At 59.2% G+C, this 25,707-nt stretch carries 17 protein-coding genes and 11 tRNA genes; 8 read left to right on the plus strand and 20 right to left on the minus strand.

Features of this window, described 5'->3' with window-relative positions; genetic code table 11:
• The first annotated feature begins 17 nt into the window (after positions 1 to 17).
• Together ACZ5WW_RS09550 and ACZ5WW_RS09555 are read left to right on the plus strand one after the other, a co-directional pair.
• Positions 18 to 842, plus strand: coding sequence for an amidohydrolase family protein (locus ACZ5WW_RS09550; protein ID WP_377164768.1), 825 nt, complete (start codon positions 18 to 20; stop codon positions 840 to 842).
• A 117-nt stretch (positions 843 to 959) separates the two neighbouring features.
• Positions 960 to 1,877, plus strand: a complete 918-nt coding sequence (locus ACZ5WW_RS09555; RefSeq protein WP_377164766.1) for a sugar phosphate isomerase/epimerase family protein — start codon at positions 960 to 962, stop codon at positions 1,875 to 1,877.
• A 6-nt stretch (positions 1,878 to 1,883) separates the two neighbouring features.
• On the opposite strand, the gene ACZ5WW_RS09560 is transcribed toward ACZ5WW_RS09555, so the two are convergent.
• The 12 genes from ACZ5WW_RS09560 to ACZ5WW_RS09615 all read right to left on the minus strand — a co-directional run bounded on the left by ACZ5WW_RS09560 (position 1,884) and on the right by ACZ5WW_RS09615 (position 8,828).
• Positions 1,884 to 2,489 carry an HNH endonuclease gene (locus ACZ5WW_RS09560; RefSeq protein ID WP_377164764.1) on the minus strand — a complete coding sequence of 202 codons (606 nt, stop codon included), beginning with the start codon at positions 2,487 to 2,489 and terminating at the stop codon, positions 1,884 to 1,886.
• Between the two features lie 173 nt (positions 2,490 to 2,662).
• Entirely contained in the window at positions 2,663 to 3,247 is a 585-nt protein-coding gene (locus ACZ5WW_RS09565; RefSeq protein ID WP_377164762.1) for an HNH endonuclease, read from the minus strand.
• A 118-nt stretch (positions 3,248 to 3,365) separates the two neighbouring features.
• Entirely contained in the window at positions 3,366 to 4,142 is a 777-nt protein-coding gene (locus tag ACZ5WW_RS09570; protein WP_377164760.1) for a nucleotidyltransferase domain-containing protein, read from the minus strand.
• Positions 4,143 to 4,225: 83 nt separating this feature from the next.
• A complete protein-coding gene (locus ACZ5WW_RS09575) occupies positions 4,226 to 5,653 on the minus strand; it encodes a TROVE domain-containing protein (protein WP_377164758.1) in 1,428 nt (475 codons plus the stop codon).
• An 867-nt stretch (positions 5,654 to 6,520) separates the two neighbouring features.
• Positions 6,521 to 6,596 (minus strand) — tRNA-Leu (locus tag ACZ5WW_RS09580).
• Between the two features lie 1,102 nt (positions 6,597 to 7,698).
• Positions 7,699 to 7,771, minus strand: a tRNA-Leu gene (locus ACZ5WW_RS09585).
• 7 nt (positions 7,772 to 7,778) lie between these two features.
• Positions 7,779 to 7,854, minus strand: a tRNA-Arg gene (locus ACZ5WW_RS09590).
• Between the two features lie 73 nt (positions 7,855 to 7,927).
• A tRNA-Arg gene (locus ACZ5WW_RS09595) sits at positions 7,928 to 7,994 on the minus strand.
• Positions 7,995 to 8,005: 11 nt separating this feature from the next.
• Positions 8,006 to 8,080: transfer RNA gene (locus ACZ5WW_RS09600), tRNA-Leu, on the minus strand.
• A 158-nt stretch (positions 8,081 to 8,238) separates the two neighbouring features.
• A tRNA-Ile gene (locus tag ACZ5WW_RS09605) sits at positions 8,239 to 8,313 on the minus strand.
• A 355-nt stretch (positions 8,314 to 8,668) separates the two neighbouring features.
• A tRNA-Thr gene (locus ACZ5WW_RS09610) sits at positions 8,669 to 8,744 on the minus strand.
• Between the two features lie 10 nt (positions 8,745 to 8,754).
• Positions 8,755 to 8,828 (minus strand) — tRNA-Gly (locus ACZ5WW_RS09615).
• 332 nt (positions 8,829 to 9,160) lie between these two features.
• Here ACZ5WW_RS09615 and ACZ5WW_RS09620 point away from each other — a divergent pair.
• Positions 9,161 to 10,345 carry an MFS transporter gene (locus tag ACZ5WW_RS09620; RefSeq protein ID WP_377164756.1) on the plus strand — a complete coding sequence of 395 codons (1,185 nt, stop codon included), beginning with the start codon at positions 9,161 to 9,163 and terminating at the stop codon, positions 10,343 to 10,345.
• Between the two features lie 274 nt (positions 10,346 to 10,619).
• On the opposite strand, the gene ACZ5WW_RS09625 is transcribed toward ACZ5WW_RS09620, so the two are convergent.
• From ACZ5WW_RS09625 to ACZ5WW_RS09645, 5 genes are all read right to left on the minus strand, one after another.
• Positions 10,620 to 10,694 (minus strand) — tRNA-Ala (locus ACZ5WW_RS09625).
• Between the two features lie 10 nt (positions 10,695 to 10,704).
• Positions 10,705 to 10,782, minus strand: a tRNA-Asp gene (locus tag ACZ5WW_RS09630).
• Positions 10,783 to 11,172: 390 nt separating this feature from the next.
• Positions 11,173 to 11,247: transfer RNA gene (locus tag ACZ5WW_RS09635), tRNA-Trp, on the minus strand.
• 919 nt (positions 11,248 to 12,166) lie between these two features.
• Positions 12,167 to 13,096, minus strand: a complete 930-nt coding sequence (locus ACZ5WW_RS09640; RefSeq protein ID WP_377164754.1) for a metal ABC transporter substrate-binding protein — start codon at positions 13,094 to 13,096, stop codon at positions 12,167 to 12,169.
• A 52-nt stretch (positions 13,097 to 13,148) separates the two neighbouring features.
• Positions 13,149 to 14,186, minus strand: a complete 1,038-nt coding sequence (locus ACZ5WW_RS09645) for an A/G-specific adenine glycosylase (protein WP_377164752.1) — start codon at positions 14,184 to 14,186, stop codon at positions 13,149 to 13,151.
• 74 nt (positions 14,187 to 14,260) lie between these two features.
• Here ACZ5WW_RS09645 and rnhC point away from each other — a divergent pair, with 74 nt between their 5' ends.
• The 5 genes from rnhC (at position 14,261) to ACZ5WW_RS09670 (ending at position 21,645) form a co-directional block, all read left to right on the plus strand.
• The gene (rnhC, locus tag ACZ5WW_RS09650; RefSeq protein WP_377164750.1) at positions 14,261 to 15,199 is read left to right on the plus strand and encodes a ribonuclease HIII; all 939 of its coding nucleotides are present in this window, start codon (positions 14,261 to 14,263) and stop codon (positions 15,197 to 15,199) included.
• A gap of 50 nt (positions 15,200 to 15,249) precedes the next feature.
• Positions 15,250 to 15,624 (plus strand): HU family DNA-binding protein, encoded by a 375-nt coding sequence (locus tag ACZ5WW_RS09655; RefSeq protein ID WP_377164748.1) that lies wholly within the window; start codon positions 15,250 to 15,252, stop codon positions 15,622 to 15,624.
• Between the two features lie 96 nt (positions 15,625 to 15,720).
• Positions 15,721 to 18,831 (plus strand): c-type cytochrome, encoded by a 3,111-nt coding sequence (locus ACZ5WW_RS09660; RefSeq protein ID WP_377164746.1) that lies wholly within the window; start codon positions 15,721 to 15,723, stop codon positions 18,829 to 18,831.
• Between the two features lie 100 nt (positions 18,832 to 18,931).
• Positions 18,932 to 20,872: a DUF4261 domain-containing protein gene (locus tag ACZ5WW_RS09665; protein ID WP_377164744.1), complete on the plus strand. Its 1,941-nt coding sequence runs from the start codon at positions 18,932 to 18,934 to the stop codon at positions 20,870 to 20,872.
• 8 nt (positions 20,873 to 20,880) lie between these two features.
• Complete coding sequence (locus ACZ5WW_RS09670) at positions 20,881 to 21,645, plus strand: 3-keto-disaccharide hydrolase (protein ID WP_377164742.1); 765 nt, start codon at positions 20,881 to 20,883, stop codon at positions 21,643 to 21,645.
• Between the two features lie 149 nt (positions 21,646 to 21,794).
• On the opposite strand, the gene ACZ5WW_RS09675 is transcribed toward ACZ5WW_RS09670, so the two are convergent.
• Genes ACZ5WW_RS09675 through ACZ5WW_RS09685 form a run of 3 tightly spaced genes read right to left on the minus strand, consistent with a single transcriptional unit; the run spans position 21,795 to position 25,704 of the window.
• Positions 21,795 to 23,243, minus strand: coding sequence for a hypothetical protein (locus ACZ5WW_RS09675; RefSeq protein WP_377164740.1), 1,449 nt, complete (start codon positions 23,241 to 23,243; stop codon positions 21,795 to 21,797).
• 21 nt (positions 23,244 to 23,264) lie between these two features.
• Positions 23,265 to 24,266 (minus strand): leucine-rich repeat domain-containing protein, encoded by a 1,002-nt coding sequence (locus tag ACZ5WW_RS09680; RefSeq protein ID WP_377164738.1) that lies wholly within the window; start codon positions 24,264 to 24,266, stop codon positions 23,265 to 23,267.
• 40 nt (positions 24,267 to 24,306) lie between these two features.
• Positions 24,307 to 25,704, minus strand: coding sequence for a DUF1552 domain-containing protein (locus tag ACZ5WW_RS09685; protein ID WP_377164736.1), 1,398 nt, complete (start codon positions 25,702 to 25,704; stop codon positions 24,307 to 24,309).
• Positions 25,705 to 25,707 lie beyond the last annotated feature (3 nt).

Below are 25,707 nucleotides of genomic sequence, written 5' to 3' on the forward strand. Positions count from 1 at the left end.
CAGCCCAAACTACCGGCATGAACCGCCGGAACTTCATGCTTCGCGCCAGCGCTGCCTTGGCCGCATCATCCCTGCACTCAGCCGAAGATCTGAAACTGACCGACTGCCACGTTTACCTTGGGGAAAATCCGTTTCGCCAGCTGGGTGCCGAAAATACAGCCTCGTTTGTTCAAAGCCTGGCCGCCCGCGGAGTGACGGAGGCTTGGGCCGGTGCCTTTGAGGGACTCCTCCGGCGTGACGTGGCCGTCGTGAACCGTGATCTCGCCCAGGCCTGCCAGGGTACCATGCTGCGTCCCTGCGGCACTATAAACCTCTCCCTGCCAGACTGGCAGGATGATGTGCAGCGCTGCGCGGAAGATCACGGCATGCGTGTGCTTCGCCTGCATCCGAACTACCACGGCTATGATTTGCAGGCCCCTGCCTTTCGAGAACTGCTCCCCCTTGCTCTGAAGCACCGGCTCCTGATTCAGCTGGTGGTGCAGATGGAAGATGAGCGCACACAGCACCCGCGGGTCCGCGTGTCCCCTGTCGATCTCACACCGCTCTCCACCATGCTGCAGGAGATGAAGGACATGCGCATCATGCTCCTCAATGCAAATGCCGCCATGCTGCTGCGTCATTTGCAAAACTGCACCAATGTGTGGCTCGACTTCGCAATGATCGAGGGCGTGGGCGGCGTGGAAAACCTGCTCAAAACCTGGCCACAGGAGCGCCTCGTTTTTGGATCTTTCGCACCTGTGTTTTACTGGGAGTCCGCACGCCTCAAAATGCAGGAGTCTGCGCTCAGCCCTGCGCAGGCCGCAGCGGTGCACTGGCAGAGCGCAGCCGGTCTGCTGGCCTGAGATTTTCACTCTGCACCGCAGGGATGCCCGGCTGAAGCGCGTTTTGTCAAAGCCAGACCTTGCGCTCCCGCTCTCTGCATCCATCAATCCTACCCACCCGAATACCCCACCCAGACCATGATCAAACTCACCGGCATCGCAGATGAAGCAGGCGCATCCCTGGATGTGCAAATCCAGGCCCACCAGGAACTCGGCTGGGACAGCATTGAGTCACGTGTCGTTGAGTTCGAAGGCGTGAAAGGAAATCTGCACGAGATCCCAGATGCCGTCTTCGACAAGGTCGTCGCTCGTCTGGCAGAGAAAAACATGAAGGTCAGCGGCTTCGGCTCCCTCATCGGCAACTGGGCCAAGAAAATCACCGACGACTTCAGCATCACCGAGGCCGAAATCGGCCGCGCCATCCCTCGCATGCAGCGCCTCGGTGCCAAGCTGATCCGCGTGATGAGCTACGCCGTCTGCAAAGACGAGTCCGGCAAAGATTTGGAGGAGCAGTTTGCCCCGGAGCGCATCAAGCGCATGAACGAGGTGAACAAGCGCTTCGCAGACGCCGGACTCACCGTCGTGCATGAAAACTGCATGAACTGGGGCGGCATGAGCCCCACCTACGTGAAGCGCATGGCCGAGGCCGTGCCTGGCATGAAGTGGGTTTTTGACACCGGCAACCCGGTCTTCATCGACGACCGCGACAAGCCCGGTTCCAAACAAGACTCCTGGGAGATGTACCAGGCCGTGAAGCCCTTCATGGCCCACGTCCATGTCAAAGATGGCATCTGGGACAAGACCAAGAACGACGCCGTCTACACCTTCCCCGGCGAAGGCGAAGGCCAGACCGAGCGCATCATGAAAGACCTCGTCGAAACGGGCTACAACGGCTACATCAGCATCGAGCCCCACGTCGCCGTGGTCTTCCACGGTGCAGGTGCTGCAGACACGCTCTCCCCTGAGCAGAAGGCCAAGGAGCAGTATGACAGCTACATCAAGTACGGCCGCATGCTTGAGGCCATGCTGAAAAAGCTGGGCGCCAAGCTGGGCTGAGCAAAACTACACCTCAAAAACTCCCGTGCCGCCTGCGAGAAACATCTCCCAGTCGCGCACGCGGTGGTGGTTTTTGATAAGATGCGTCACGGGGACCTCTCGTGGCACCGCCGGGCGGCGCAGCAGTTTCAGACCAGCCTCCTCGGGCAGCTTGTTGCCCTTGCGGCTGTTGACGCGGCGGTCCGCCAGCACGCAGTTCTCCCAGTTGCTCAGGCCGCCGCGGGAGACGGGGATGATGTGATCGATGTTGCCCTCATGCGGGCGCAGCTTGCGGCCCGTGTACTGGCACATGCCGCCGTCACGTTCCCAGATCGCCTTGGCGCAGAATTTGGGGCGGCGCTTGGGCACCTTGTCAAAGCGGGCCAGCACCAGCACCGAGGGCACACGCACGGGACCGTGCACAGTGCCGATGCTGTTGTCCCCCTCCCTGACTTCAAGTTTCAGCCACTCCTCCCATGTGACGGGTCTCATGTCTCCGGCTGCGTGGATGTCCAGCGCGGTTGCGTTGCCCGCTGCCATCATGCTGAAGGACTCCACGGGCGTTTTAGAGTCGATGGCCTGCCAGTGCCGATTCAGCACCAGTACGGTTGTTTTGGTCAACGTTTCATTCATGCACAGCTCCTGAGTTGGGAATTTCGGCACGAAGAAGCGGCGTTTGTATGACCGCTCCTTGATGTTGGACCGTTACGCTGGCGAGAGTTTGCCTTTTGCCAAGTGGCAAGATCGTTTCCTTCCTGGAATGACGTATGCCGCCGGAAAAGGGCTCCTCCCCCCGGCAGCACGTTTCACCTGGCCAGAAACATCTCCCAATCCGGCACCTGGTGCGTGTTGCGGATCAGCTGAGTCACAGGCAGTTCCCGGGGCACGGCGGGGCGTCGCAGCAGCTTTAGCCCGGCCTCCTCAGGCAGCTTGCTGCCCTTGCGGCTGTTCACTCGCTTGTCTGCCAGGACGCAGTTGTCCCAAGAGGTGGGTCCGCCACGAGAGAGCGGCACCACGTGGTCGATGTTCCCCTCGTGAGGACGCAGCTTGCGCCCCGTGTACTGGCACACGCCGCCGTCACGCTCCCAGATGCCACGCACGCCAAACTTGGGCCGTTTTTTAGGCACTCTGTCATAGCGGGCCAGCACCAGCACGGAAGGCACGCGCACAGGACCGTTCACGGTGCCGATGGAGTTGTCCCCATCGCGCACCGGCAGTGTCAGCCACTCCTTCCATGTCACTGGGCGAATGTTCCCGTCCGTTTCGATGTCGAGCGCTGTCGCCGCGCTGGTCGCGATCATGCCGAACGCCTCCTGCGGCGTTTTCACGGCTATGGCCTGCCAGTTGCGGTTGAGCACCAGAACGGTGGATTTGGTGAGGAGTTCTTTCATGGCATGGATGGATAAAATGCGGGCACGGTCCTCCCGGCAGCGGTGTTCGTTCTTGGATGAATGGCAGCCTGGAAAGACAAGGAATCCTTCCAGGCTGCCGGTGGGCTTGAAGCGCCTGCTAGTTCCTCAGCGCGTAACGCCGGAAGAAGAGGTCGAGTTCATCCAGGTCTCCCATGGATTCCTCGGGATCGTTCAGCGCCTTGAGTCTCTGCAGTTCCGCGACAACAAAGTGCGAAAGCACGGCATCGGGCACGGACATGCTGAGTTCATCGCCGGCACGTTTGCGGACAACGAGAGCCTCCAGCGCCAGTCGGACCTCGCGCTCATCGAGCACGGCGTCCACCAGCTCCTGAAAGGGCATGGGCACCTGGCCGAGTGAGCGCTCGATCCAGCGGCAGGCCAGCAGCGGCCTGAAAACGTAGAGGTACTTTTTCAGACTGACCTGATCCCTGCCCTCCAGATAAGCTTTCCAGTTTCCGGAGGCCATGTGCAGATAGTGCGCAAAACAGCGCCGGGGCGAATAGAACATCCCGGCCAGCTCTTCAAACTCGCGGGTAAAGTCTGGATCGTGATGATACACGACCGGCGACTTCATCCACTCAAGAAGCGGCGGGTTGCTTTTTCGCAGCAGGCGCAGCGCCTTGCGCAGCTCCCAGCCGCTCACGTCAAGCTCATCGCTGAGCGGCTCTTCGATCACATCGCGCCGGCTCTCGATGGAGAGATACCATTCGCGGCGGTGCACGTAGAGAAAGCGCACGTCATAGTCGCTGTCATGGGACGCAAAGCCCCAGGCACGGCTGCCGCTTTCACAGGCATAAAGCACGCGGACATCCTGCTCAGTTTCGAGACGGGAGAGCTCGCTTCGAACGCGTTCGGAGACATTGTTGGATTTCATGGTTTTTTTGATGGGGGGAATGAATTGAAATAAAAAAGTGCGCCGCCCATGAAGAGCGGCGCACTTGAGTGACGGGCAGCTTCTCAAAGCTCCACGGCTTCGATCATGCGGATCAGTGCGCCTGGATCGGAGTCCAGCAGCTTCAGAGTCTCCAGCGTTTTGTCGCTGAAACCTGCCAGGCAGCAAACCTGGCGCTCTGGGAACTGCAGCGAACCGTAACCGTTCAGGTCAAAGCTGAACACTTTCGGATCGCAGCGGTGGCGCTCCTTCCAGCGGCGAAATGTCTCCACGGGAGCGTAGTACCCCGCCCATCCCTGCATGTCAGAAAGGATGATGACACGGTCATACGCCCGGTCCGCACACTGGAAGATGGAATGGAAGTCGGTACCCGCCGACTGCGCCTGGCCTTGCAGCCATTTGGCCAACGAGAGCGTGCTGTCTCGCTTGTTCAGCGTGACGTATTTGGCGCCGTCGCTGAAAAGAATGATGTCGGCATCATTCGCCTTGAGCAGCGTGGCTGCAAAGATCGAACCGATCTGCAGCGGGCGGCCCGCCATGGAACCGGAGCCATCCAGTGCGACAAGCGTGCGCCCCGGAAAGGATGGCACGTTGGCGAGCGAGATGTCCACGGCGTCGCTGAGAGCGGCCAGGGCATCAGCCGCACGCGGCAGATGGCTGACCTGCACGGCGTCGAGCGCAGTCTGAAAGCGAAACGGCAGAACGAGAGATTTGCGGATGAGTTTTTCATCGCGCAGCATCGTCAGCGCCTCGTTCACAGCTTCAGGAGCCGACTCGAGCACATTGCGCAGGTTTCGCAGCAGGGCAAAGTAGCCCAGTTTCCGCGTGCGAATGAGCTCTGACCACGCCTCACGTTTCAGCGAGGCGAGATCGTCGTCACTCTGCGCAGCAGCACCGGCCTGCGTGAGCTTGGTTTCCCAGGTTTCGGCTGCGGCCAGAGAACCTTTGACGAGCTTGCCCAGCGCCTCCGTGGCAGGCGGGTGAACGAGATTCACGACATCGACCAGCGAAAGGTCGGCATTGTCCTTGCGGTACTTCGCGAGCTGATACTCGTCAAAGCGCGCCAGGGCACGGCCAAGTCCTTTCTTGAGCGAATTTGGAATCACCTTCCCATGCGAGCCGCGGTAGCAGGCAAGGATCTCGATGGCGTCATCCGGGCGATGCACGACACGGTCATAAAACCGCGCCGTCCACGACTGGCCCTTCACACTTCTGGCCAGCTCTGCCGCTGCGAGGTGGCTCACGCTGCGCATGCCGGCGGATTTGCGGGCATACAGAGCAGCCTTGGCCACGAAGCATTTGTCGCTCTGGGCAGAGATGAGCTCTCGCAGGCGCTGTGCGGTGGCATCGCCGCTGCGGTAGAACTCATCCTTGAGCATGGAGGTGAGCATGAGGGACGCGAGTTCCAGCTTGGGCGTCTCGGTAAATGCCTCGCCACCCGCGAGGTTGAGCGTATCGGCACGCGGGCGTTTCTTGAGAAAGTTGAATTTCATGATATTGATTTTCTGGGTGGAATGCGGAGAAAGTTTGCCAGGGAAACGGCCCGTGATAAGCCGCCGGCGCTCTTGCGAGCGGACCGGCTCCCGAAGTACCCCTGGCATCACTGCCGCATGATTTGCCTGATTTTCGGAAAAGGATTTGGGGAGAAAGGCGACCGGAGAACGGATGCGTTGGCACCCAGCTGCTCTACCATTGAGCTACAAATGCCTGTGGGCACCCGGCAAGGCTCGAACCTGCAACCAGCCGATTATGAGTCGAAGTAACTCCAGTCTCACTGCCCCAAAAAAAGGATCGCGGAGAAAAGCAGACAGGCTCTAACTGAGAAGGCCGGGAATCGAACCCGGGGCCGGCTTTCACCGAACCCCAACTCATGGGCAATCGCACTTCAGTTTGGTGTTGGAGCGAAGAAATCCTGTCTTCACTGCCGCGAAATTGGATCAACGGAATCTGAGGAGGAAATTGGCCAGGGCTTCACCCTGCATGAGGATGATGGGATTTGAACCCACGATTTCCGGAGTATCCCCGGCCTCACTGCCTCAGAGTCTTGAATGGAAAAATGATTGCGGAGGAAGACGAACGAAGTGTTGTTAAACCGGCGGACCGGCATCTCGGCGGGATTCGCACCCGCATGTCTGGGCTCGTACCCAGTGCTGTACTGCTTGCTACGAAGGAACTACGTTCTCACTGCCGCAAAAGCATGGTCGCCCGTGAAGGTGCTGCCCCCTCGATTTCTGGATGTACGCCAGAAGTGATGCTGTTTCGCCAGCAGGCGTAGAAATGGTGGTCGGTCCACAGGGACATGCACCCTGCTATGCCGGTTAAAAGCCGGCTGCTTCGCTGTCTAAGCTTTGGACCGAAAATGGTGCTCACAGCGGGACTCGCACCCGCACTGGCGACGCTCTCGACGTCGTTCCTCTGCTGTTGGGCTACATGAGCTTTTGAAACTTGGTGCAGTCCCGTCATGCAGACTGCGAGTGTAAAAAATAGAAAGCGAGGGCTGAGATTACACCTCGCGTGCTGCTCCGTTGGAGCCATTATCCAAGGGTTTGCGGCCCCTGGTTCGGCTCGTATCCACCCTGCCTTGCAGGGTCGAACAGCATAGCTGCCTTTTTTAAAGTGTGGCTTATCACTTGTCGCGTGACGACTGTCGGCGCTGCACCTACCACCGACCTTTCGGCCGTGCAGGGGAGCTACCCCTTATGTGCGGATTCACACCGACATCTCCGGGCTTGCGGCCCTCGGATGCCTCCATTGCCCCGTGGGGCTGGAGGATTGAGCTATTTCACTCGTCACGCCGGACACCTCTTTGCGTTTTTCTGATTACGAGTCATACCTGCGACGATGCGGATGTCCTGCGGTTGTCGCCGCCTTTTGGGCTGCGAAATGCCACACATCGTCTGCCTTTCACCTGTCGGCTACTCAACGGAGTCTCAAGACAACGTCCGTGCTTGCACACGTCCGCCACCTCTCGCTCTGCGCCATCACCCTTGCCGACAAGGCTCGGATGTTTTCTGGCACTACCCTTGGCTTTATGGATCGCAGTCTGGTCGGTCGTGAGGCCGGCACCACCCGCTGCTCTCCGGCGGCTGATGTTCCCCGTTTCCGGGCATCTAAACCGCCGTTCGTTCCACGACGCACTGCTTTCCCAAAACGACCACGGCCTTCGGGGCCATGATCGCCCGCTTTCGCGGGAAGCCTGGGCTTGCATGGACTGTCCGTGATCCCTCACGGCGCGAAGGTTTTCAGGCACCTTCGCCTCTGACCGGCTCACGCCGGCTGTCGGGGCCATGCCCCCATCGGTTTCTGAGTTTCCTCCCGGCACCGACGCCCCGTTGATAAAAGTAAATTGGCACCCACAGCGGGACTCGCACCCGCTAAGACAGATTTGAAGGACCTGTCGCGCGACGACTTTGCATTCGTGGGCATTGAAAAATGCGGAACGCCGAGGACATGCTCCTCATACCACACGAAGGCGGCACGATCTCGTTAGCACCGAGTCCCGGCACGCTGGTCCGGTTGGCGTTCCATGATGAATGAGTGCCCATGGCAGGATTCGCACCTGCACTCGGCCGCTTTTGAAACGGCTGTCTCTGCTGTTGGACTACATGGGCTTGTGACTGGCACTCCTGGCAGGACTTGCACCCGCAACCTCCGCGTTCGAAGCGCGGTGCTCTGTCGATTGAGCTACAGGAGTCTCGAAAAGTGTCTCCGGCAGGAACGCCATGCGCGGCAGCGCACTATTAAATGCGAAGCCTGGTTGCGTAGGCTGCACAGCAGCCAATCGCACCTGCGGCCTGCTGATTCGTAATCAGCCACTCTGTCTGCTGAGCTACGGAGACATAAAATGGTGCCCATGGCAGGACTCGCACCCGCACTGGACCGCTTCTGAGGCGGTTGTCTCTGCATTGGACTACATGGGCATAAAGGATGGCGGCATCGGGTGGATTCGCACCACCAACTCTCCGCTTCAAAGGCGGATGCTCTGCTGATTGAGCTACAAGGCTAGGTTGGCATGGGCGTGGAGACAGCAGCACGGAATGAATCCGCGCCTGTCATGCTCACTACCCCATGCTTGAAATGGTCGGTCTGGCTGGACTTGCACCAGCACCCTGCGGGTTATGAGCCCGACGCTCTACTCTTAAGCTACAGACCAATAATGAAATGGTCGGATACCCCGGTGCTGCCCCGGGCCTGTCTTGGTCCCAAACCAAGCGAGTTCGCTGGCTCTCTCGTATCCGAATGAAAAGGATGGACGTGCACCCCAGGCTCGCACTGGGTAATGCGGTTTTGCGGACCGCTGACTCGGCTCTTTGTCTTGCGCACGAATGAAAGTGGTCGGATACCCCGGTGCTGCCCCGGGCTACTCTTGCTTCCAAGGCAAGCGAGCGCTGCAGGCTCTCTCGTATCCGATATAAAGAAATGGTTCCCTCAGCCGGTTCTGCCCCGGCACCGCCTCGTTCACAACAAGGAATGCTGCTGTTACACTATGAAGGGTGTGTTGCATGAAATGGATCCTCCGGTGGGGTTCGCGCCCACATGGTCCTGTTTACGAAACGGGTGCCTTTCTACGTCGGCCACGGAGGAGTTTGACAAATGGTGCGGTCAGCCGGACTCGCACCGGCGTCTCAGCCTTGGCATAGCTGCGTCCTGCTGCTGGACGATGACCACAATGAATTGGTGCGGCATGTCGGTGCTGCCCCGACGTGATGGGTTTGGAAGACCCGCATGTTGCTGTTACATCAATGCCGCATTGAAAATGGTCGCTGGAGTTGGTAGTGCGCCAACCTGTGCGGAACTTCAACCCGCCGCTCATCTGTCTAAGCCATCCAGCGTTCTTTGAAAAATGGTCCCTCTGCGTGGTGACGCTCCACGTTCTGCCAGTTATCGACCGGCTGCTCTGCTGTTGAGCTACAGAGGAATGAAAAACGTATGAAACAAAAGCTGGACTCAAGGCAGCAACGACAAACGAAGCTTCTGCAATCAGACTACCCCGCTAACAAATGCCATCCGACGACACTCCACCTTTTTCCCGCCGCCTCTTGCTGGTGACCGCCTATCTCGGCTTCATCAGTCTGGGGCTGCCAGACACGCTCATCGGTGTGGCCTGGCCCTCAGTGCGGGATTTTTTTGGCCGACAGCAGAGCGAGATCGCATGGATCTTCTTTGGGGCGGGAGCGAGCTACTTCGTTTCAGGTTTACTCACGGGAAAACTGCTCAAGTCATTGGGCATCGGGGCATTGCTGGCAGGGAGCAGCCTGCTGGTGGCCGCGAGCGCCCTGGGCTATGCGGTCGCGCCGGCATGGGCTTTGTTTGCGACCTGCGCGCTGCTGCACGGGCTTGGCTCCGGGGCGATCGATGCAGGGCTGAATCATTATGTGGCGAATCATTTCTCGCCACGTCACATGAACTGGCTGCATGCCTGCTATGGCATCGGCGCCACCCTGGGGCCTCTGATCATGACCTCCATGCTGGTCTCACTGGGAGAATGGCGGGCGGGTTATGCGACCGTGGGCGCGCTGCTTCTCCTGCTAACAGGACTGTTCTTTTACACCCGAAAACTTTGGGACACTCCGGGCGAAACGACGAACGCGACTTCTGAACCCGAGGCCTCGGTGAGCATGCTCGATGCCTTGAAACATGGCGGTGTCTGGGGGCATGTGGTGCTCTTTTTCATCTACACCGGTCTCGAGGTGACTGTGGGCCAGTGGAGTTTCACAGTGATGAACGAAGCACGTAGCATGAGCAAAGAGACTGCCGGCATGTGGGTGACGATTTACTGGGCCAGCATCGCCATCGGTCGAGTGGGATTTGGCTTTGTCATTGAGCGGCTCGGGATCGACCTGCTGCTGCGCCTGAGCATGCTGGGAGCAGTCCTCGGCACCGCGCTGTTTGCCGCAAACACGCCTTTCTCAGCAGGAGCGCTGGCACTCGTCGGTCTTGGACTGGCTTCCATTTATCCGTGTTTAATGACACGAACGCCGCAGCGGCTCGGCAAAGCACGCGCCGCCCACGCCATCGGCTTTCAAGTCAGCGCAGCCATGGTAGGAGCGGCACTGCTGCCCAGCTTCTGCGGGTGGCTGGCGCAATCACGGGATCTTGAGGCAGTAACGTTGGCCACAGTGGCCATGGCGAGCGGACTTCTGGTCATACACGAATCCTTGCTGCGGTTTGATCGCAGAGGTTAACGAAATGGCGGAGCACCAGAGAATCGCACTCTGGACGCCTTGATAAGGGCGCAGCGGTTTTCAAGACCGTTTCCTCGTCTGTGCCGGACGTGCTCCATTAAAGTGGTGCCCACACCAGGATTTGCACCTGGAACCACGGCCGTTAGAAGCGGCGTATGCAATGTCTCTTACACCTTGCGGGCTTTGAATAATTGGCTCCCCGGCGTGGACTCGCACCACGACGATCAGCGTAACAGGCCGACAGGCTACTTTACCTCACGGGGGATTCTAAAAATGGTGGAGCCGGACGGTAACGCTCCGTCTCTTGCTGGGTGCAAACCAGCCGTGCTGTCTTCTACACTACGGTCCCATGGAAATTTTGGCGGTCCGTGCGGGCTTTGCTCCCGCGACCTTCCGCTCGACAGGCGGGTGCTCTGAACTGACTAAGCTAACGGACCTTCTTTAAAGATGGTGGACGAGGACGGTAACGCTCCGTCTCCTGCTGGGTGCCACCCAGCCGTGCGGTCTTTTACACCACAGGCCCATGAAATTGGACGCAGGGACGGGAGTTGCACCCGCCAAACCCGGCTTATGAGACCGAACGGAGCTCTGGCTCTCCCTGCATTTGTAAAAAGCAATGAAACTACCCACGAAAAACACGGGGACTGCCACGGTGGGCCTGTAACGGCGTATGAAGTTGCTGCCGTGCGCCCCGTGTTTCGTGAGCATAAATGAATGAGTGGTGCGGCGTCACGGTAATGCTCCGTGGAGGGCTCAATGAGCACTGAATTTACAGTCCAGGTCGCCTCTTTAACGATCTACCGCCGCGTTCTTGATTTGAAATGAAATGGCACGGCGGGTGGGTATCGCGCCCACATCTGCGGGTTTTGGAGGCCCGTGCATTGCTTGTCTGCCACCGCCGTATCGTATCGAATTGGAAAATCTTCCGTTCTGCCATTCAAAGACACGGAGGCGGCCTTGCCACTGTATACACTCTCCCAAGGTTACATCACTTGCTACCGTGCTCCGTGCCTTTGAATGGCAGATCAGCCTCGTATTGAGGTGATCTGCCATCTATAAAGAACGAACACCGCTGCCACGCACGGGATGGAGTGTGGATCACTCGATCGCTGGCGTCGCACCCGCAGGTATTTCACGGCGGATGTTTCGGTGTTTATGGCACACCTCCCGGGGAAGCCGTTTCGTGATGTCAAAAAGGGACAAGAAATCCCCGCATTCCTCGCCTCGGCGTAGGAATATTGCGTATTTTAAGACTGCTTTTGTTGACATTCGTTAGGAGGGTGCAAACCTGTTCTCAGGTCTTGCTCTGCGTGTCTAAACGACTCCTCCCGGAGTCAGCTTGGCTGGCCTTGCCCCGGTATCCGTTAGCGCGGATGCCGGGGTTTTTTTATGCGATGGGGGGAAGCGGTCAGGCGACCGCAGGTTGAATCAATGAATGATGAAAAAGAGAGGGTGGGTTCACTTCGCGGGCAAAGAAAAAGCCCTGCCGCCTTGGAGTGGGCGAGCAGGGCTTCCTTCGGAAACTTGGCCTTCGGGGCCTAATGGGGCGTCAAAGCGCCCTGCTCGTTGTGTGCTTTTATCTGGAGACTCCAATCTTGCGCTGCATAAGCCGGCATAAAGCCTTTGGCCAATCTGGCACATACGGACTCTCCGTGACGCTCAATCAGCGCGGGTGAGTTAAGATGTGTCCGGGTGGTGTTCATGGCTTGTGTTGAAGGTAACGGATATTGGCACGGCCTTATTGGGCCGTCAACATCAATTCTATATTTTTCTTATGCACTCAAGTTTCAGGGCTGTTTTCATCCCTAAAACTCCTGCACATCACTGAAAGGCCTTCTCCATCGCTTCCACATTTGCTTTCATCACGGTCATGAAGTCGCCGCTCTCAGGTACGTTGGCGCATGGGGCAAAAACGACACTTTGAAGGCCGATCGCAGCAAGTTTCTCCACGCTGTCCTTGCTTGGCTCCCCCTCCCAGATCATCCAGCGGGCACGGTGTCCGGCAAGAATGGCCTTGAGGTCATTGAGCGCAGCGTCATCCAGCTTGGTGTCTGGCTCCCAAAGAACCGACTTCAAATCCAGACCATAGCGGCGTGCGAGGTAATGGTACACTGGATGCGACGCCACCAGCGGATACTGCACCAGACGACGGCTGATGGCGCTCATGCGGCCATCAAGAGCTTCCAGCTCTTCCTTCAGGGCTTCTGTGTTTTTGCTGATGGCCTCCTTGGCTGCCGGCACCAGTGCGGACAGCGCATCCCCCACCGCCTGCGCCTGCATGGCGGCCTGCTTGAAATCAATCCAGGTGGTGAAAGCCGTGCCACTGTGGCTGTGCGCGCCGGCGGGACCATGGCTGTGCATGGTGGCATCACGCACTTCGATAAAGCTGCTGGCAAATGCCGCGGAGGTATCGACCACCTTCGACTCTGGCAGAGTGACTTTGTCCGCCCACTTTGAGTAGCCCGCTCCGTTCATGAGTATGAGGTCTGCCTTCTGAAAGGCTGCGATGGCAACCTCGTCCGGCTGCCAGAAGGCAGGATCTTCATCCTTGGGCGCCAGGAACCTCACCTCAACGGCATCCCCGGCGATTCGCTGCGCAAAGTACTGCAGCGGGTAGTTGGCCACCAGCACCTGCGGCTTACCGGTCTTCGCGGCGGGCTCTGCCGACTTTGCCGCCGGGGCTTCCGCCGAGGGTTTGCAGCCTGCGAGGACAATGGTGATGCAGGTGAGTAGAAGAGTGCGCTTTTTCATAGTGGTTGATGGCATCTGGTAGGACATGGGAAGTCAATCGCAAACTGACAATTCAGGCACTCAGCCGGAACTCCCCCCGGCCAAGCAATTCGCGCAGCGCCTTGCGATACGGCGCCGGCATGGGAGTGGATTCAAGTTCGGCAAATGGCACCAGTCGGTGTGTTTCCGGCCACGCATACTCCTCTGCATGCGGCTCATGCACCCATAGCGTAACCTTGTAACGCGTGATGCCATAGTGCATTCGCAGGAGCACCGGAGGCGGCTCACTTACATGCTCAGGCGGCAGTTCGGGCAGTTTCCACAGGCCTGTTCGGCGCCTGCCGGTTTCCAGCTCCAGCAGCACCCCACTGCTGGTCCGCAGAAAAATGACATGCTCGGTAACGGCGGAAATTTGCTGTCGCGCCTGCTTCACTGGCAGCGTTTCCGGATCGAGCGCCCTGCAGTGGGCGCGAACCGGGCAGAGATCACAGGCAGGCTTGGTTGGGGTGCAGTGTGTCTGCCCGAGTTCCATGAGCGCCGAGTTCAGAGCCCTCGGGTCATCCGTTGCTTTCACAAGGAGTGCCGAGCGCTCCCACAGCAGCTTTGCACCTGCGGTGGAATCCACCGGCGTGGCATCATTGTAGATGCGCGACAGCACACGGGAGATGTTGCCGTCCACGATGGGCTCTGCGAGGCCAAACGCGAAACTCGCCACAGCCCCGGCCGTGTAGGGACCGACACCGGGCAGCCCAAGTATGGAGGCGTGATCGCTTGGAAACACCCCGCCATGCTGCTCCATCACTTCCCTGGCCAGCCGCTGGAGATTGCGCGCCCGCCTGTAGTAGCCCAGGCCCTCCCAGGTTTTGAGCACCTCATCCTCTCGGGCAGACGCCAGCGTCTCGAAATCAGGAAACCGCTCCAGCCAGCGCGCGTAAAAGCCGCGGTCCAGCACCGTGGAAATCTGTGTTTGCTGCAGCATGACTTCAGCCACCAGGATCGCGTAAGGATCCCGCGTGCGGCGCCAGGGATAGTCACGTGCGTTTTGCCCAAACCAGTTCACAAGCTCTGCGGCGATGGCTTGGGGGTTCGGCCTGGCTGTTTGAGTTGGCATCGTGCCCTAATAATGAACGATCCGGCGTATTTTTCATGAGTCTTTCGTCACTCCAGCGATTAAAATCGCCGCCCATGCCGCCACTGACCAGCTACACTCATGCCATCACCACCGCTCAAGCTGAGAAACTGCGCACTCTTCTGGATCAGCGCGGGTTTGATTTTCAAACCAAACCCTACTGCCTTTACGCCGCCGCCAGCTCCAAAGTGAATGTGTGTGTCTATGAAAAAGGCCCCAAGATCGTTGTGCAGGGAAAGGAGACCGAGGATTTCATCACTCATATTCTTGAGCCCGAAGTGCTGGGCGAGGCAAAGCTGGGCTACGAAGAAGTTCACCATCCGGAGATGTTTCAGCCCCACATCGGTGTGGATGAAAGCGGCAAGGGCGACTTCTTTGGACCGCTGGTGGTCGCAGGCGTGTATGTCGATGGCGATGCGGTACGCCGCCTGCGGGACATCGGCGCGGTGGACAGCAAGCGCATCAGCAGCGACGAGCGCATCTTTAAAATTGCCGCGGATATTCGCACCATACCCACCCTTGCCTGGGAGGTCATCTCCATCCATCCCGCACGCTACAACGAGCTCTACGCCCAGTTTGGGAATCTAAACCGGCTGCTGGCCTGGGGGCACGCACGGGTCATCGAAAATCTGCTAGAACGCATTCCCGGCTGCCAGCGGGCCATCTCGGACCAGTTTGCCAATCCCGCCGTGCTTCAGCGCGCCATGAAGACCCGCGGCAGAGAGATCGAGCTCATTCAGCGCACCAAGGCGGAAAGCGACCCCGCGGTAGCCGCTGCATCCATTCTCGCACGCGAAGCTTTTGTTGGCTGGCTGAAGTCGCAGGCGCGGAAATACGCGATGGAAATCCCAAAAGGGGTTTCAGAAGGGGTGAAACAAGCTGCGGGCACGCTCGTAGGACAGCACGGCAGCGAGGTTTTGCCGACGCTTTGCAAAACGCACTTCCGGACTTTCAACGAGGTTCTTTCGCGGACAGCCTCAGATTATTCCAAATAAATACACTGACTAAATCGTAGGTAGGGATGATAATTCGACACAGAATTTAGTTGCGCCCCGTTAAACGTCTCGCTAGTCACCTAACTATGACCACGATCACCAAAAAAGATTTGGTTGCGGAACTAAGCAACGCAACAGGAATCAAGCATGCCGACACACTGGCCATGGTGGAAGCCTTCATGGAGCTGGTTTCGAAGAATCTGGCTGAAGGAAACGAGGTGACACTGCGCACTTTCGGAACCTTTGACCTCCGTGTGGCACGTGGCAAAATCGGCCGCAATCCCAAACAGCCAAACTCTGAGGTGATGATTCCCGACCGCTGCGTCGTGCGTTTCAAGCCCAGCAAGGAGCTCAAGTCCCGTGTCGCAGCTCTGTCGGTCCAGAAAGTCAATGGTGCACAGGCTTTGAACGGCAACCACGTCTAGCTTGGCCGTTTCCGCGGCATCCGCAGGATGTCCATTTGCCAAAGCTTGCGATTACCGTGCAACGTGAGGCAATTTGGTGCGTACTTTCCGCCCACCATGTTGCCCCGCATTTTATCCACGCTCGCCTTTGCCTTTTTGCTCAACACCGCCAGCGCCGCGCCTCAGTGGATCTGGCTGTCCAAGAATGGCGATAAAGATCCCCAGGTCACCTTCCGTTACCGCTTTGAGGTGCCGCACAACGCGCACTTCGCCACCTTGGAGCTGACCTGCGACAACGGCGCAGACGCCATCCTCAATGGTAAAAAAGTTCTTACCAATCCCGACTGGCAGGAGCCCACCAAAGCGGACATCAGCAAGGACATCAAGCGCGGCGAGCAGAACGAAATCATCGTCAATGCCCGCAACAAAGGTGGCCTCGCCGCCCTCATCGCACGCCTCACCATCAAGCTGCCCAACAACCAGGAGAAAGTGCTCGTCGAAACGAACGACAAGTGGGAGGCCGCCAAGACCGGCACAGAAGCCTGGCAGCCCGCCTTGGTGATCAACGACTACGGCAAAGGCCCTTGGGGACTCGCGCTCGATGGCAAATCCAGAGGTGGAAACAGCGGCCCCGCCGAGAGCATTGCCGCCTCCGAAGTCACTGTGCCAAAAGGCTTCAAGGTGGAGAAGCTCTACAATGTGCCCAAGGACCAGGAAGGCTCCTGGGTGGCCCTCACCGTGGACCCCAAAGGCCGCCTCATCGCCTGCGACCAGTATGGCTCCATCTACCGCATGAGCGTCCCCGCCATCGGCAAGACTGAAAACCTCAAGCCCGAAAAGCTCTCCGTCCAGCTTGGCAAAGCCCACGGCCTCCTCGCCGCCTTCGACAGCCTCTACGTCATGGTCAACGAAGACGGCAAAAACAACGGCCTCTACCGCGTGCAGGACTCCGACGGCGACGACCAGTACGACAAGATCACCAAGCTCCACACCATGGCTGGCGGCGGCGAGCACGGCCTGCATAGCATGACCGTCAGCCCCGATGGCAAGCGCATCTTCTTCAACTGCGGCAACCACACCAAGCTGCCCGAAGGCCTTCAGGACAGCCGCCCCGCCAAGATCTGGGGAGAAGACCACATCCTGCCCCGCTTCTGGGACGCCAATGGCCACGCCCGCGGCATCCACGCCCCCGGCGGCTACATCTGCAGCATGAATCCCGACGGCAGCGGCCTCGAGCTCTTCTGCTACGGCTTCCGCAATGAGTTCGACATCTGCTTCAATGACCAGGGCCAGCTCTTCACTTACGATGCGGACATGGAGTGGGACATCGGCTCCCCCTGGTATCGCCCCACCCGCGTGAACCACTGCGTCAGCGGTGCTGACTACGGCTGGCGCAGCGGCAGCGGCAAATGGCCCAACTACTATCCCGACTCCCTCCCCACCACGCTCGACATCGGCCCCGGCAGCCCCACCGGTGTCGTGGCTGGCACAGGTGCCAAATTCCCCGCCAAGTACCAGCACGCCATCTTCATCAATGACTGGACCTACGGCACCATGTGGGCCATCCACCTGCAGCCCAAAGGCGCCAGCTACGCCGCCACTAAGGAGGAGTTCGTCTTCGGCAAACCCCTGCCTCTCACAGACGTCGTCATCCACCCGCAGGACGGAGCCATGTACTTCGCCGTCGGCGGCCGCAAGTCCCAGTCCGGCGTCTATCGCGTGACCTATGTCGGCGAGGAGTCCACCGCTCCCGCCAAGGCTCAGCCTCTTGGGGCGGAGTTCACACTTCGTGCCTCTCTGGAGGCCTACCACACCGGCAAGGTGGATGCCGCAGCCGCGCTGCAGGACGCCTGGAAAAACCTCAGCCACAGCGACCGCCACATTCGCTATGCCGCCCGCGTCGCCATCGAAAAACTGCCCGTGGAGCTCTGGAAGCAGAAAGTCCTCTCTGAAACAAACCCCACCGCCTTGATCGAAGGCCTCATCGCCCTCGCACGTGTCACCGGAGCCAAGACCTCCAACGAAGGCGGCAGGCCCGCTGCCAAGCCTACCGGCACCTCCTCCGAGCCCATCGGCTACGTCTCCTCTGAAAACGCCGAGCTCGAAGGCCTCATGCTCCTTTCTCTCGGCAAGCTCGCCGGTGCCCAGCTCCCGCTCGACCAGCAGCTCGCCGCATTGCGCGCCCTGGAGCTCATCCTCATCCGCCTTGGCAAACCCGACGCCGACGTCTGCTCCAAGATCGCCCTGGCGCTCGATGCCCTTTATCCGGCGGAGGATCCCTACATCAACCGCGAGCTCTGCCAGATCCTCGTCGCCATCGACTCCCCCACCGTCGTCTCCAAGACCCTCGCCATCATGGCCACCACCAAGGACGACTTCCAGGAGGTCACCACAGACGCCGTCCTCAGCCGCAATGACGGCTACGCCAATGCCGCCCGTGCCGCCGCTGGCAGCCGCCCCAATGCCCAGCAGATCAGCTACATGGTCGCGCTGCGCAACGCCACCGCAGGCTGGACACCCGAGCACCGCCAGACCTTCTTCTCCTGGTTCCCACACGCCCGCACCTGGAAGGGCGGCAACAGCTTCAAGGGCTTCATCGAAAACATCCGCAAGGACGCCATGGCCACCTTTGTGCCCAAGGAGGAGGTCGCCTCTCTCGAAGCCCTCAGCAGCAAGGTCGAGGCCAGCACCTCCATCCCCAACTACGTGGCCCCCAAAGGCCCCGGCAAAAACTGGACCGTCGATGAAGTCGCCACCCTCACCGCAGGCGGCCTCAAAGGGCGCGACTTCGCCAACGGCGAGGCCATGTACCGCAGCATCATGTGCGCGACCTGCCACCGCTTCAATGGAGACGGCGGCAGCATCGGCCCCGACCTCACCGGCGCGGGCAACCGCTACACCATGCGCGACCTCATGGAAAACATCGTCGACCCCAGCAAGGTCATCTCCGACCAGTACGACAGCCACGAGATCACCAAGAAGGACGGCACCGTCATCGTCGGCCGCATCGTCGTCGAAGAAAACGGCAAAGTCTTCATTATGACCAACCCCTTCGCCCCCAACGACCACATGGCCATCAATGAAAGCGACATCGCCAAAAAAGGCACCCGCAAAGTCAGCATGATGCCCCCCGGCCTCATCAACACCCTCAACCAGGACGAACTCCTCAACCTCATCGCCTACCTCATGAGCGGCGGGAATGCGAAGGACAAGGCGTTTCAGAAGTAGTCCAATTGTGCCGCAACTGGATCCACGGAAGGCCGGCGCTTTGCCGGCCTTCTTTTTTCCTCTGTTCAAGCCAAAACAACGCTGGTAGGAGGACCTGCATATGCAGATCTTTTTCACGCAAAGCATTGCTGTCCTATGTTCACAGGCTCCGGAACTGGGCTCGCTGCGCCATCTTTTTGAGCTACAGGGCTTCGGCATTGCGACGGATGAAGACGCCACCGAATGGCCGGAGATGCAAGGTGCCGGCTTCACGCTAAAAGCCGGCCTTGAAAGCAAGGCGTCCGTTTCGGTGGACATCTGCAACTTCACCTGGCCAGATGACATGGGTGCCGGTGAAAAGCCGACACTGCTGGCTTCTGCCCACGCTTTGGGCGCCTTTGGCCCATTCGTTCAGCCCGGCGCATTTGCACGCGCGCTCCAGGCCCCCGGCTACAGAGCCGGAGCCATGATGGCGCATGAGCATCGGGCTTTTGTGCGCTTTCGGGTGAGCCACTTTTTCAACACCGCTGCAGGGGCTGATGCCGAAGAGCCCCGACAAGCGCAGCCTGATAATGCTCAACCCGTGCAGGAGCTTGCGTTTCTGGTGCGTGCCGCCGCTGCGCTCTCCGAACTGCAGGAGGCGGTGGCCTACTTCAACCCGAACTGCGAACTGCTTCTGCCAATGGAAGGGCTGAGTGAGCTTGTAAGCAACGCCTTGGAGCACAAGACTTGCCCAGTGGAGGCCATCGTGCGCCTGCGGGGATGCCCGGTCGAAGAAAGTTGGTCGTTTGTGGATTCCATCGGCATGGCACAGCTTGGGCTCTGCGACCACGAGTTTGCATGGGATGACCCCGCAAACACCCGCACTGAGCAGATCCACTTCCTGGTGGACCTGTTGCACTACCAGGCAGACAATGCCGTGGAGTTCAAAAACAGGCATACCACGGACGGACCGCATGAAAGGCTGTGGCGTGCGGAGGAACGCGAAAACTCCTGCATGGAACCAGACCGCAAGGTGCTGCACTGGACCGTGGAAGGAGCGGCAGCAGAGCCCGATGTACTTGCAACGAAGGCACCTGCTGAAACATCCAACCGCCCATCTGAAAATGAGATAACGCCGGAGTTCAATGCCGCGCTGTCCAAGATAGAGGCATGGCAGCCGATGAAGGAAAGCATCCGTGCACGCGCCGTGAACTGGCTGCTTTCTCCGGCTTTTCGCACCGTGTACTATGATGATGCCCATGTGCCCTTTGCGATGAAGGTGGCGCTGGAAAAGGAGATGTCCCGAAAGATGGCCCTGGAAACATGGGAGAAGCTTCAATACCTGGGGCAGCAGACTCCGGAACTCTGGGAGCAGTATCAGCAGCTGGCCACCCGCGGCCAAGTCTGGTTTGCCGTGCCGCTCATGACAAACCCAGCCTTCAAGACAGAAAGTCATGCCCTGCTGCCCTGCGGCGTCATTGTGGCCACCGAACAAACCAGCTCGGACATCCTGCGGGCCGGGATCTTTGGCATGGTGGCCTACGACCTCTACACGGGAGAGGGTGATGCTAAAAAATTTCCAGGTACGGCGCGCATCATGTCTGACGACAGCTACCGCCTGTTTTACCGGGAAGCCTTTCCCCTGAGTGAAACCCAAGGCAGCCAATTCATCCTGCTCTGCCTGCTCTTGCGCAAATCGTGGATGCCGCCAGAGGACGTACCTTTCATTCCCCTCCTCGCGATACCCGGGCCTCATGGGGCCGTGGTGCAGATCCCGTGGCATATCGCCGCTGGAACGCCACCGCTTCCAGGTTCGGTGGAGCCGGGGCGTTTTGCGGAGATTGCCGCATTTGACCGGATGGCAGATCAAATGCTGGAAGAGGAGCGGAAGAAAAACCAAGGCTGTGGCGGGCTCCTGCGCAAGTGCTGGACGATCATCTATTACATTTGTCTCGCGGTGTTTCTGCTGAGCATCCTTTCCGCTTTGATAGTGAACATTTTTGAAAAGCTCTCCGGCTCTAAAAAAGCATCTGAACCACAAAAGAAGACGCCGCCAGCCGTATACTCCAGTCCCAAGTGAGCCCTGCTATGCATCGTATCCCCGCCCTTCTCTCCCTGTTTCCCTTCCTGATCACAGCTGCGGAGCCTGCCAAAGAAAAGCCCTTCACCCCCGGCGGCATCTACCGCGAAGGCGACATGCAACGCCCACGCCCCACCGTGATCACACCGCCCGCAGCGACCACCGCACCCAGCGACGCCGTGGTGCTCTTTGACGGCACAGACCTCTCCAAGTTCATCCGCAAGCCACGCAATGGCGACCCGGATCAGAGCGATGTCCCCAATTGGAAAATCGAAAACGGCTACGCGGAAATCAAACCCAAGGGCGGTGACATCGAAATCCGCGACAAATTCGGCTCCTGCCAGATCCACCTCGAATGGGCCACACCCGCCGAAGTCGTGGGCAAGAGCCAGGGCCGTGGCAATAGCGGCGTGCTCCTCCACGGCTGGGGAGAGGTGCAGGTGCTCGACTCATACGAAAACGACACCTACCCCGACGGCCAGGCCGGGGCCATCTACCATAAGTATCCACCGCTGGTGAATGCCTGCCGCAAGCCCGGCGAATGGCAGAGCTATGACATCATCTGCGAATGCGCAAAACTCGATGACAAAGGTGCCGTGCTCCAGCCCGCCCGCATCACCGTGCTGCAAAACGGCATCATCGTTCAGCACGCCGCACCGCTGGAAACCAAGATGCAGGAGGTCGTCTTCGCCCTGCAGGATCACCACAATCCGACCCGCTACCGCAACATCTGGGTGCGTCCCCTGCACCGCTATGATGAGAACGCGAAGTAACCAAGACTGGAGTATGAATCGGCGCGACAGCGTCCTGGAGTGCGCCGGTCCTCCGGTGCTTTTGAGCGTCTCAAAGCCTGCGAAAAGCTCCAGAGGGTTGGAGCACTCCAAAACGCTGACGCGCTGATCAACTCTCTGCAGCCCCCCGCCTACTTCTTCGCCACCGCAGGCTTGCGCATCTTCTCCGTTGCCAGCTTGTGAGTTTCCTCGCCGATCCAAAGGTCGGTGCAAACTGAAGCCTTGCCAGGCAGTTCAGCGGTGCGGTTGAAGAGCAGGACGTCTCCTTCTTTCAAATCGGCCAGCTTCACCTGCTGGTCCGCCTTCCACACGCGGGTGGCGTCATTCACCATGAGGATGCGGCTTCCGATGTCCTGCGGGCGCTGCATGTCGCCGTTGTAGTCCTTCACCAGCGGAAGCTGCCAAGCGACGTGGATGCGGTTGCCGTGAATGGCGGTGACGCGCGCGGTGATGGCGTTCGCACTGGCATGACTGAAGTCATCGCTGATGAAGCTCACGCGGTTAAAAGCCCCCGTCGCATCCTGATACAGGTGGAAGCGGTAGCGCTGCCCGGTGGGCAGCTGGGCAAACTGTGGATCAGCCCCCAGGTATTTGAGAGTGTGGTTCTTGATGAGCGTGAAGTTCACCGCCTCGCCCGTCAGCTCAGCCATGAATTTACCGCTGCCGGTCTTTGCATCAGCCTGCACCAGTTCGCCAAACACCACGTGCTCGGAAAAAGGCGGCGGCTTCACATCATCCTTGAGCTGATACCACGGCAGATGCGCATTGCTGAATTCTGTCCGGAAGGGAAACTGCTCTGGATACTCCTTTGCCACGTTCTCGACCAGCTCCTGGTTCAGCATGTGCCCAAAGCCGTAACCCATCAGGCTCTCGCCATAAAACTGATCCTGCACTTTCCATCCCGTCAGGAAAACGCGTACCACACGCCCGCGGCGAAAGCCCTCCAGCATGTTGCTCACCTTCACCGTGACCTGCACTCCGCTGCTGCCAAAGTATTCGGTGGGCACCTTGTTCACTTCCGTGATGGAGCAGCCTTCGCCGTCCACACCCGGATTCCAAGTGCGCAACTCGTCATTTGCCACGCAGAGCTTGCCGCCTTTTCCCACAGCCAGCAGTTCGCCATAGGCGGCCTGAAAAGCAGCCGGATCACCGCTGAAGAAAGTCACCGTGACGATGTTCCCCTCTGTCTTGTCGATCCAACCCGCCACGCCACGCTTCTCGGTAAACTCGCGAAATTTCTTCAGCTGTGCCGCATCCGCAGCCTGGCCGTCATCAGTAGTGACCAGCCTCGTCATCTTTCCTTCCGCATCCGGCAGCATCACAAAGGTCAGCTTAGTCCCCAGCGGCACCTCGCGCAGATCAGCCTCGGCACCGTGATACTTCATGATCGCATATGGCGGCATGCTGAAGCTCATCAGCTTGCCATCATCGGCGCGAAACTCCCCGCTGCGACGGATGAAATCCAGGCTGACAAGCTCGCCGTGAATGCGTCTGGCATCCTTGAGTGAGGGGAAGCCCGCCACATCAGCAGCAGCCATAGACAGGGCGGAGGCAAGAAAAAAGGCGCAGAGGATTCGCATGAGGTGTCGGTTAAAGCAGGGTCACTTAAATTTCACATCCACCTTCGGCAGCAGCGCCTTGATCTTGGCCTGCGTCTCTTCCGGGTAGCCCTTCTGACGGTCGATAATCTTGAGCTCCTTGAGAAAGGCAAAACCCTGCAGCAGCGGCAGACGCTCATCAGGCATGGCCGGACTGCCAAGCTCAAGGGATTCGAGCTGTGTCATCGTCGCCAGCACCTTGAGATCATCATCAGTGGTGGTCTTGCAATTCGTCAGCGTCAGCCGCTTCAGCGTCTTGATCTCCTTGATGATCGGCAGCGACTCCGATTTATCGAACCCTTCGCCCAGTTGTAGGTAATCAAGCGGCAGGGCCGTGATGTTCTTCAGCGCCGCAGGAGTGGCATGCGCGCCCAGCTCAAGCCCCTTGAGCTTCGTCAGCTTCGCCAGATTCGGAGCCCCTGCATCCGTAAACTTCGCATGCGCCAGGCTGATGCTTTCCAGATTCGGCAGATGATCGCACAGCTCCTTCAGCCCCTCGTCATCAATGCTGCTGCCACGGTGGCTCACTTTAACGAGTTTGGTAAAGCCCTCAAACTTCGCATAGGCACGCCCGGTGATTTTGGTGCCCACAAACGAAAACGATTCAAGATTCTTCAACCCCGCGAGCTGCACCATCCCCGCATCTGTCAGCGAGCCATTGTTGGTAAAGCGCAACACCTTGAGATTCGTCAGCTTCGCAATGTGTGGCATCCACTCATCATTGAACTTCGTGGCAATGATATTCAGCGACTCCAGGGTGCTGATATGCCCCAGATGCTCAAAGAAGGCCGCGTCATACGGGTCCTCCTTGCGGTGGTCATGCGGCCCGGTGTTTGGCACCGCCAGATCCACCAGCTTCAGACTCTGGCCGTCTTCGGTCTTTTCGACCTTGCCTTTCGCCCCTTCCACAATTTTGGCAACGGCTTCGGCATGCGGGTCCATTGCCAAGGCGGACGTGCCGATGGCAAACGAGAGGAGAGTGATCAATGACAGGGTTGGTTTCATAAAAAAGATTGGTCGAAAGGAATGAAGCAGCGGCACAGAATCACACGATTTCACTGACGGGCCCGAGACTGTCCACGAAGGTCTCCGCGTTGACCTCCATCTTATGCAGCATGGTCAGCATCACGTTGCTCAGGCGGGCCTTGCCGTCCTTGGGCTTGCCGCACAGGCTGCGCCACTCGTCGTAGCTCAGAGTGTAGTCTTCTTTGAGGTGCGGCCGGTTGTAGTCGATGTGCTGGCCGTGCTTGAGCCCGAGTCCCTTGCCGCCTGCCAGCAGAATGGGCAGGTTGCTGTTGCAGTGGCTGTGGCCGTAGCTCATGCCGCTGCCAAAAAGCACCATCGTGCGGTCAAGCAGCGCCTCGTCGCCGTCCTTCACAGCACGCAGCTCATCCAGGAAATGCGCAAACTGCTGCATGATGAAGGCATCGCTCTTTGCCAGCCGGTCCAGCACCACTGGGTCGCCGTTGTGATGGGAGAGATTGTGCCGCGCCTGAGTGATCTGGATTTCAGGAATCGCCAGCCCGTTGCCTTCGCTGCCGTTCATGTAGGTCACCACGCGAGTCATGTCCGTTCGCAGCACCAGCACGATGATGTCAAACATCGTCCGCCAGTATTCCCCGGCCTGGGCCTTGGGCACATCGCGCTGAAATGGTGCCGCCAGATTCTTCTCCACCACCGGCTTTGGAATGTCCAGCCACGCATCCAGCCGCTCGGCGCGCTGCTCCACATCGCGCACAGCGTGCATGTATTCATCCAGCTTGGTGCGGTCATCCGTGCCCAGCGCCAGCCGCAGCGACTTCGCATCATCCAGCACCGCATCCAGCACGCTGCGCCGCTTGGTCAGGCGTGCGCGCTGCGCACCGACGCCTCCGGGCTCCTCGCCAAACAGGCGGTTGAAAATGATCTTCGGATTGTCATCCGCCGGCAGCGGCACGCCATCTCGCGAGAACGCCAGCGTGTTCGAGTTAAACGGCTGGCCCGTGCCCGTGGAAATGGAAAGCTCCAGCGAGTTGAATCGCGTCTGCTGTCCTACCACCTCCGCCATCATCTGGTCGCACGAGATCGTATTCTCGTATTTGCGCCCGCCCTGCGCATCGATCTTCGCCCCCGTGAGCCACGTATCGGCACACACATGTGCCTGCCCTAGGCCGTTCGGATGATGCAGCCCGCTGAACACCGTGAAGTCCTCCTGATGCTTCGCCAGCGGCTTCAGCGAAGGCGAAAGCTCATAGCCGCGCCCTGACTTCGTACACTGCCATGTCATTCCGTTCACCCCGTTCGGGATGTACACAAACACACTGCGCCGCGGCTTTGCGGTCGCCGCTGCGCTGGCGCGTAGAGGCACCATCGCATCCAGCAAAGGCAGCGCCATGGTGGTGCCGAGGCCGCGCAGGAAATGACGGCGGTTAAGGAGCCAGCGTTGGGATTGGATGTTGCTCATGGC

This window comes from Prosthecobacter fluviatilis (genome assembly GCF_055388355.1).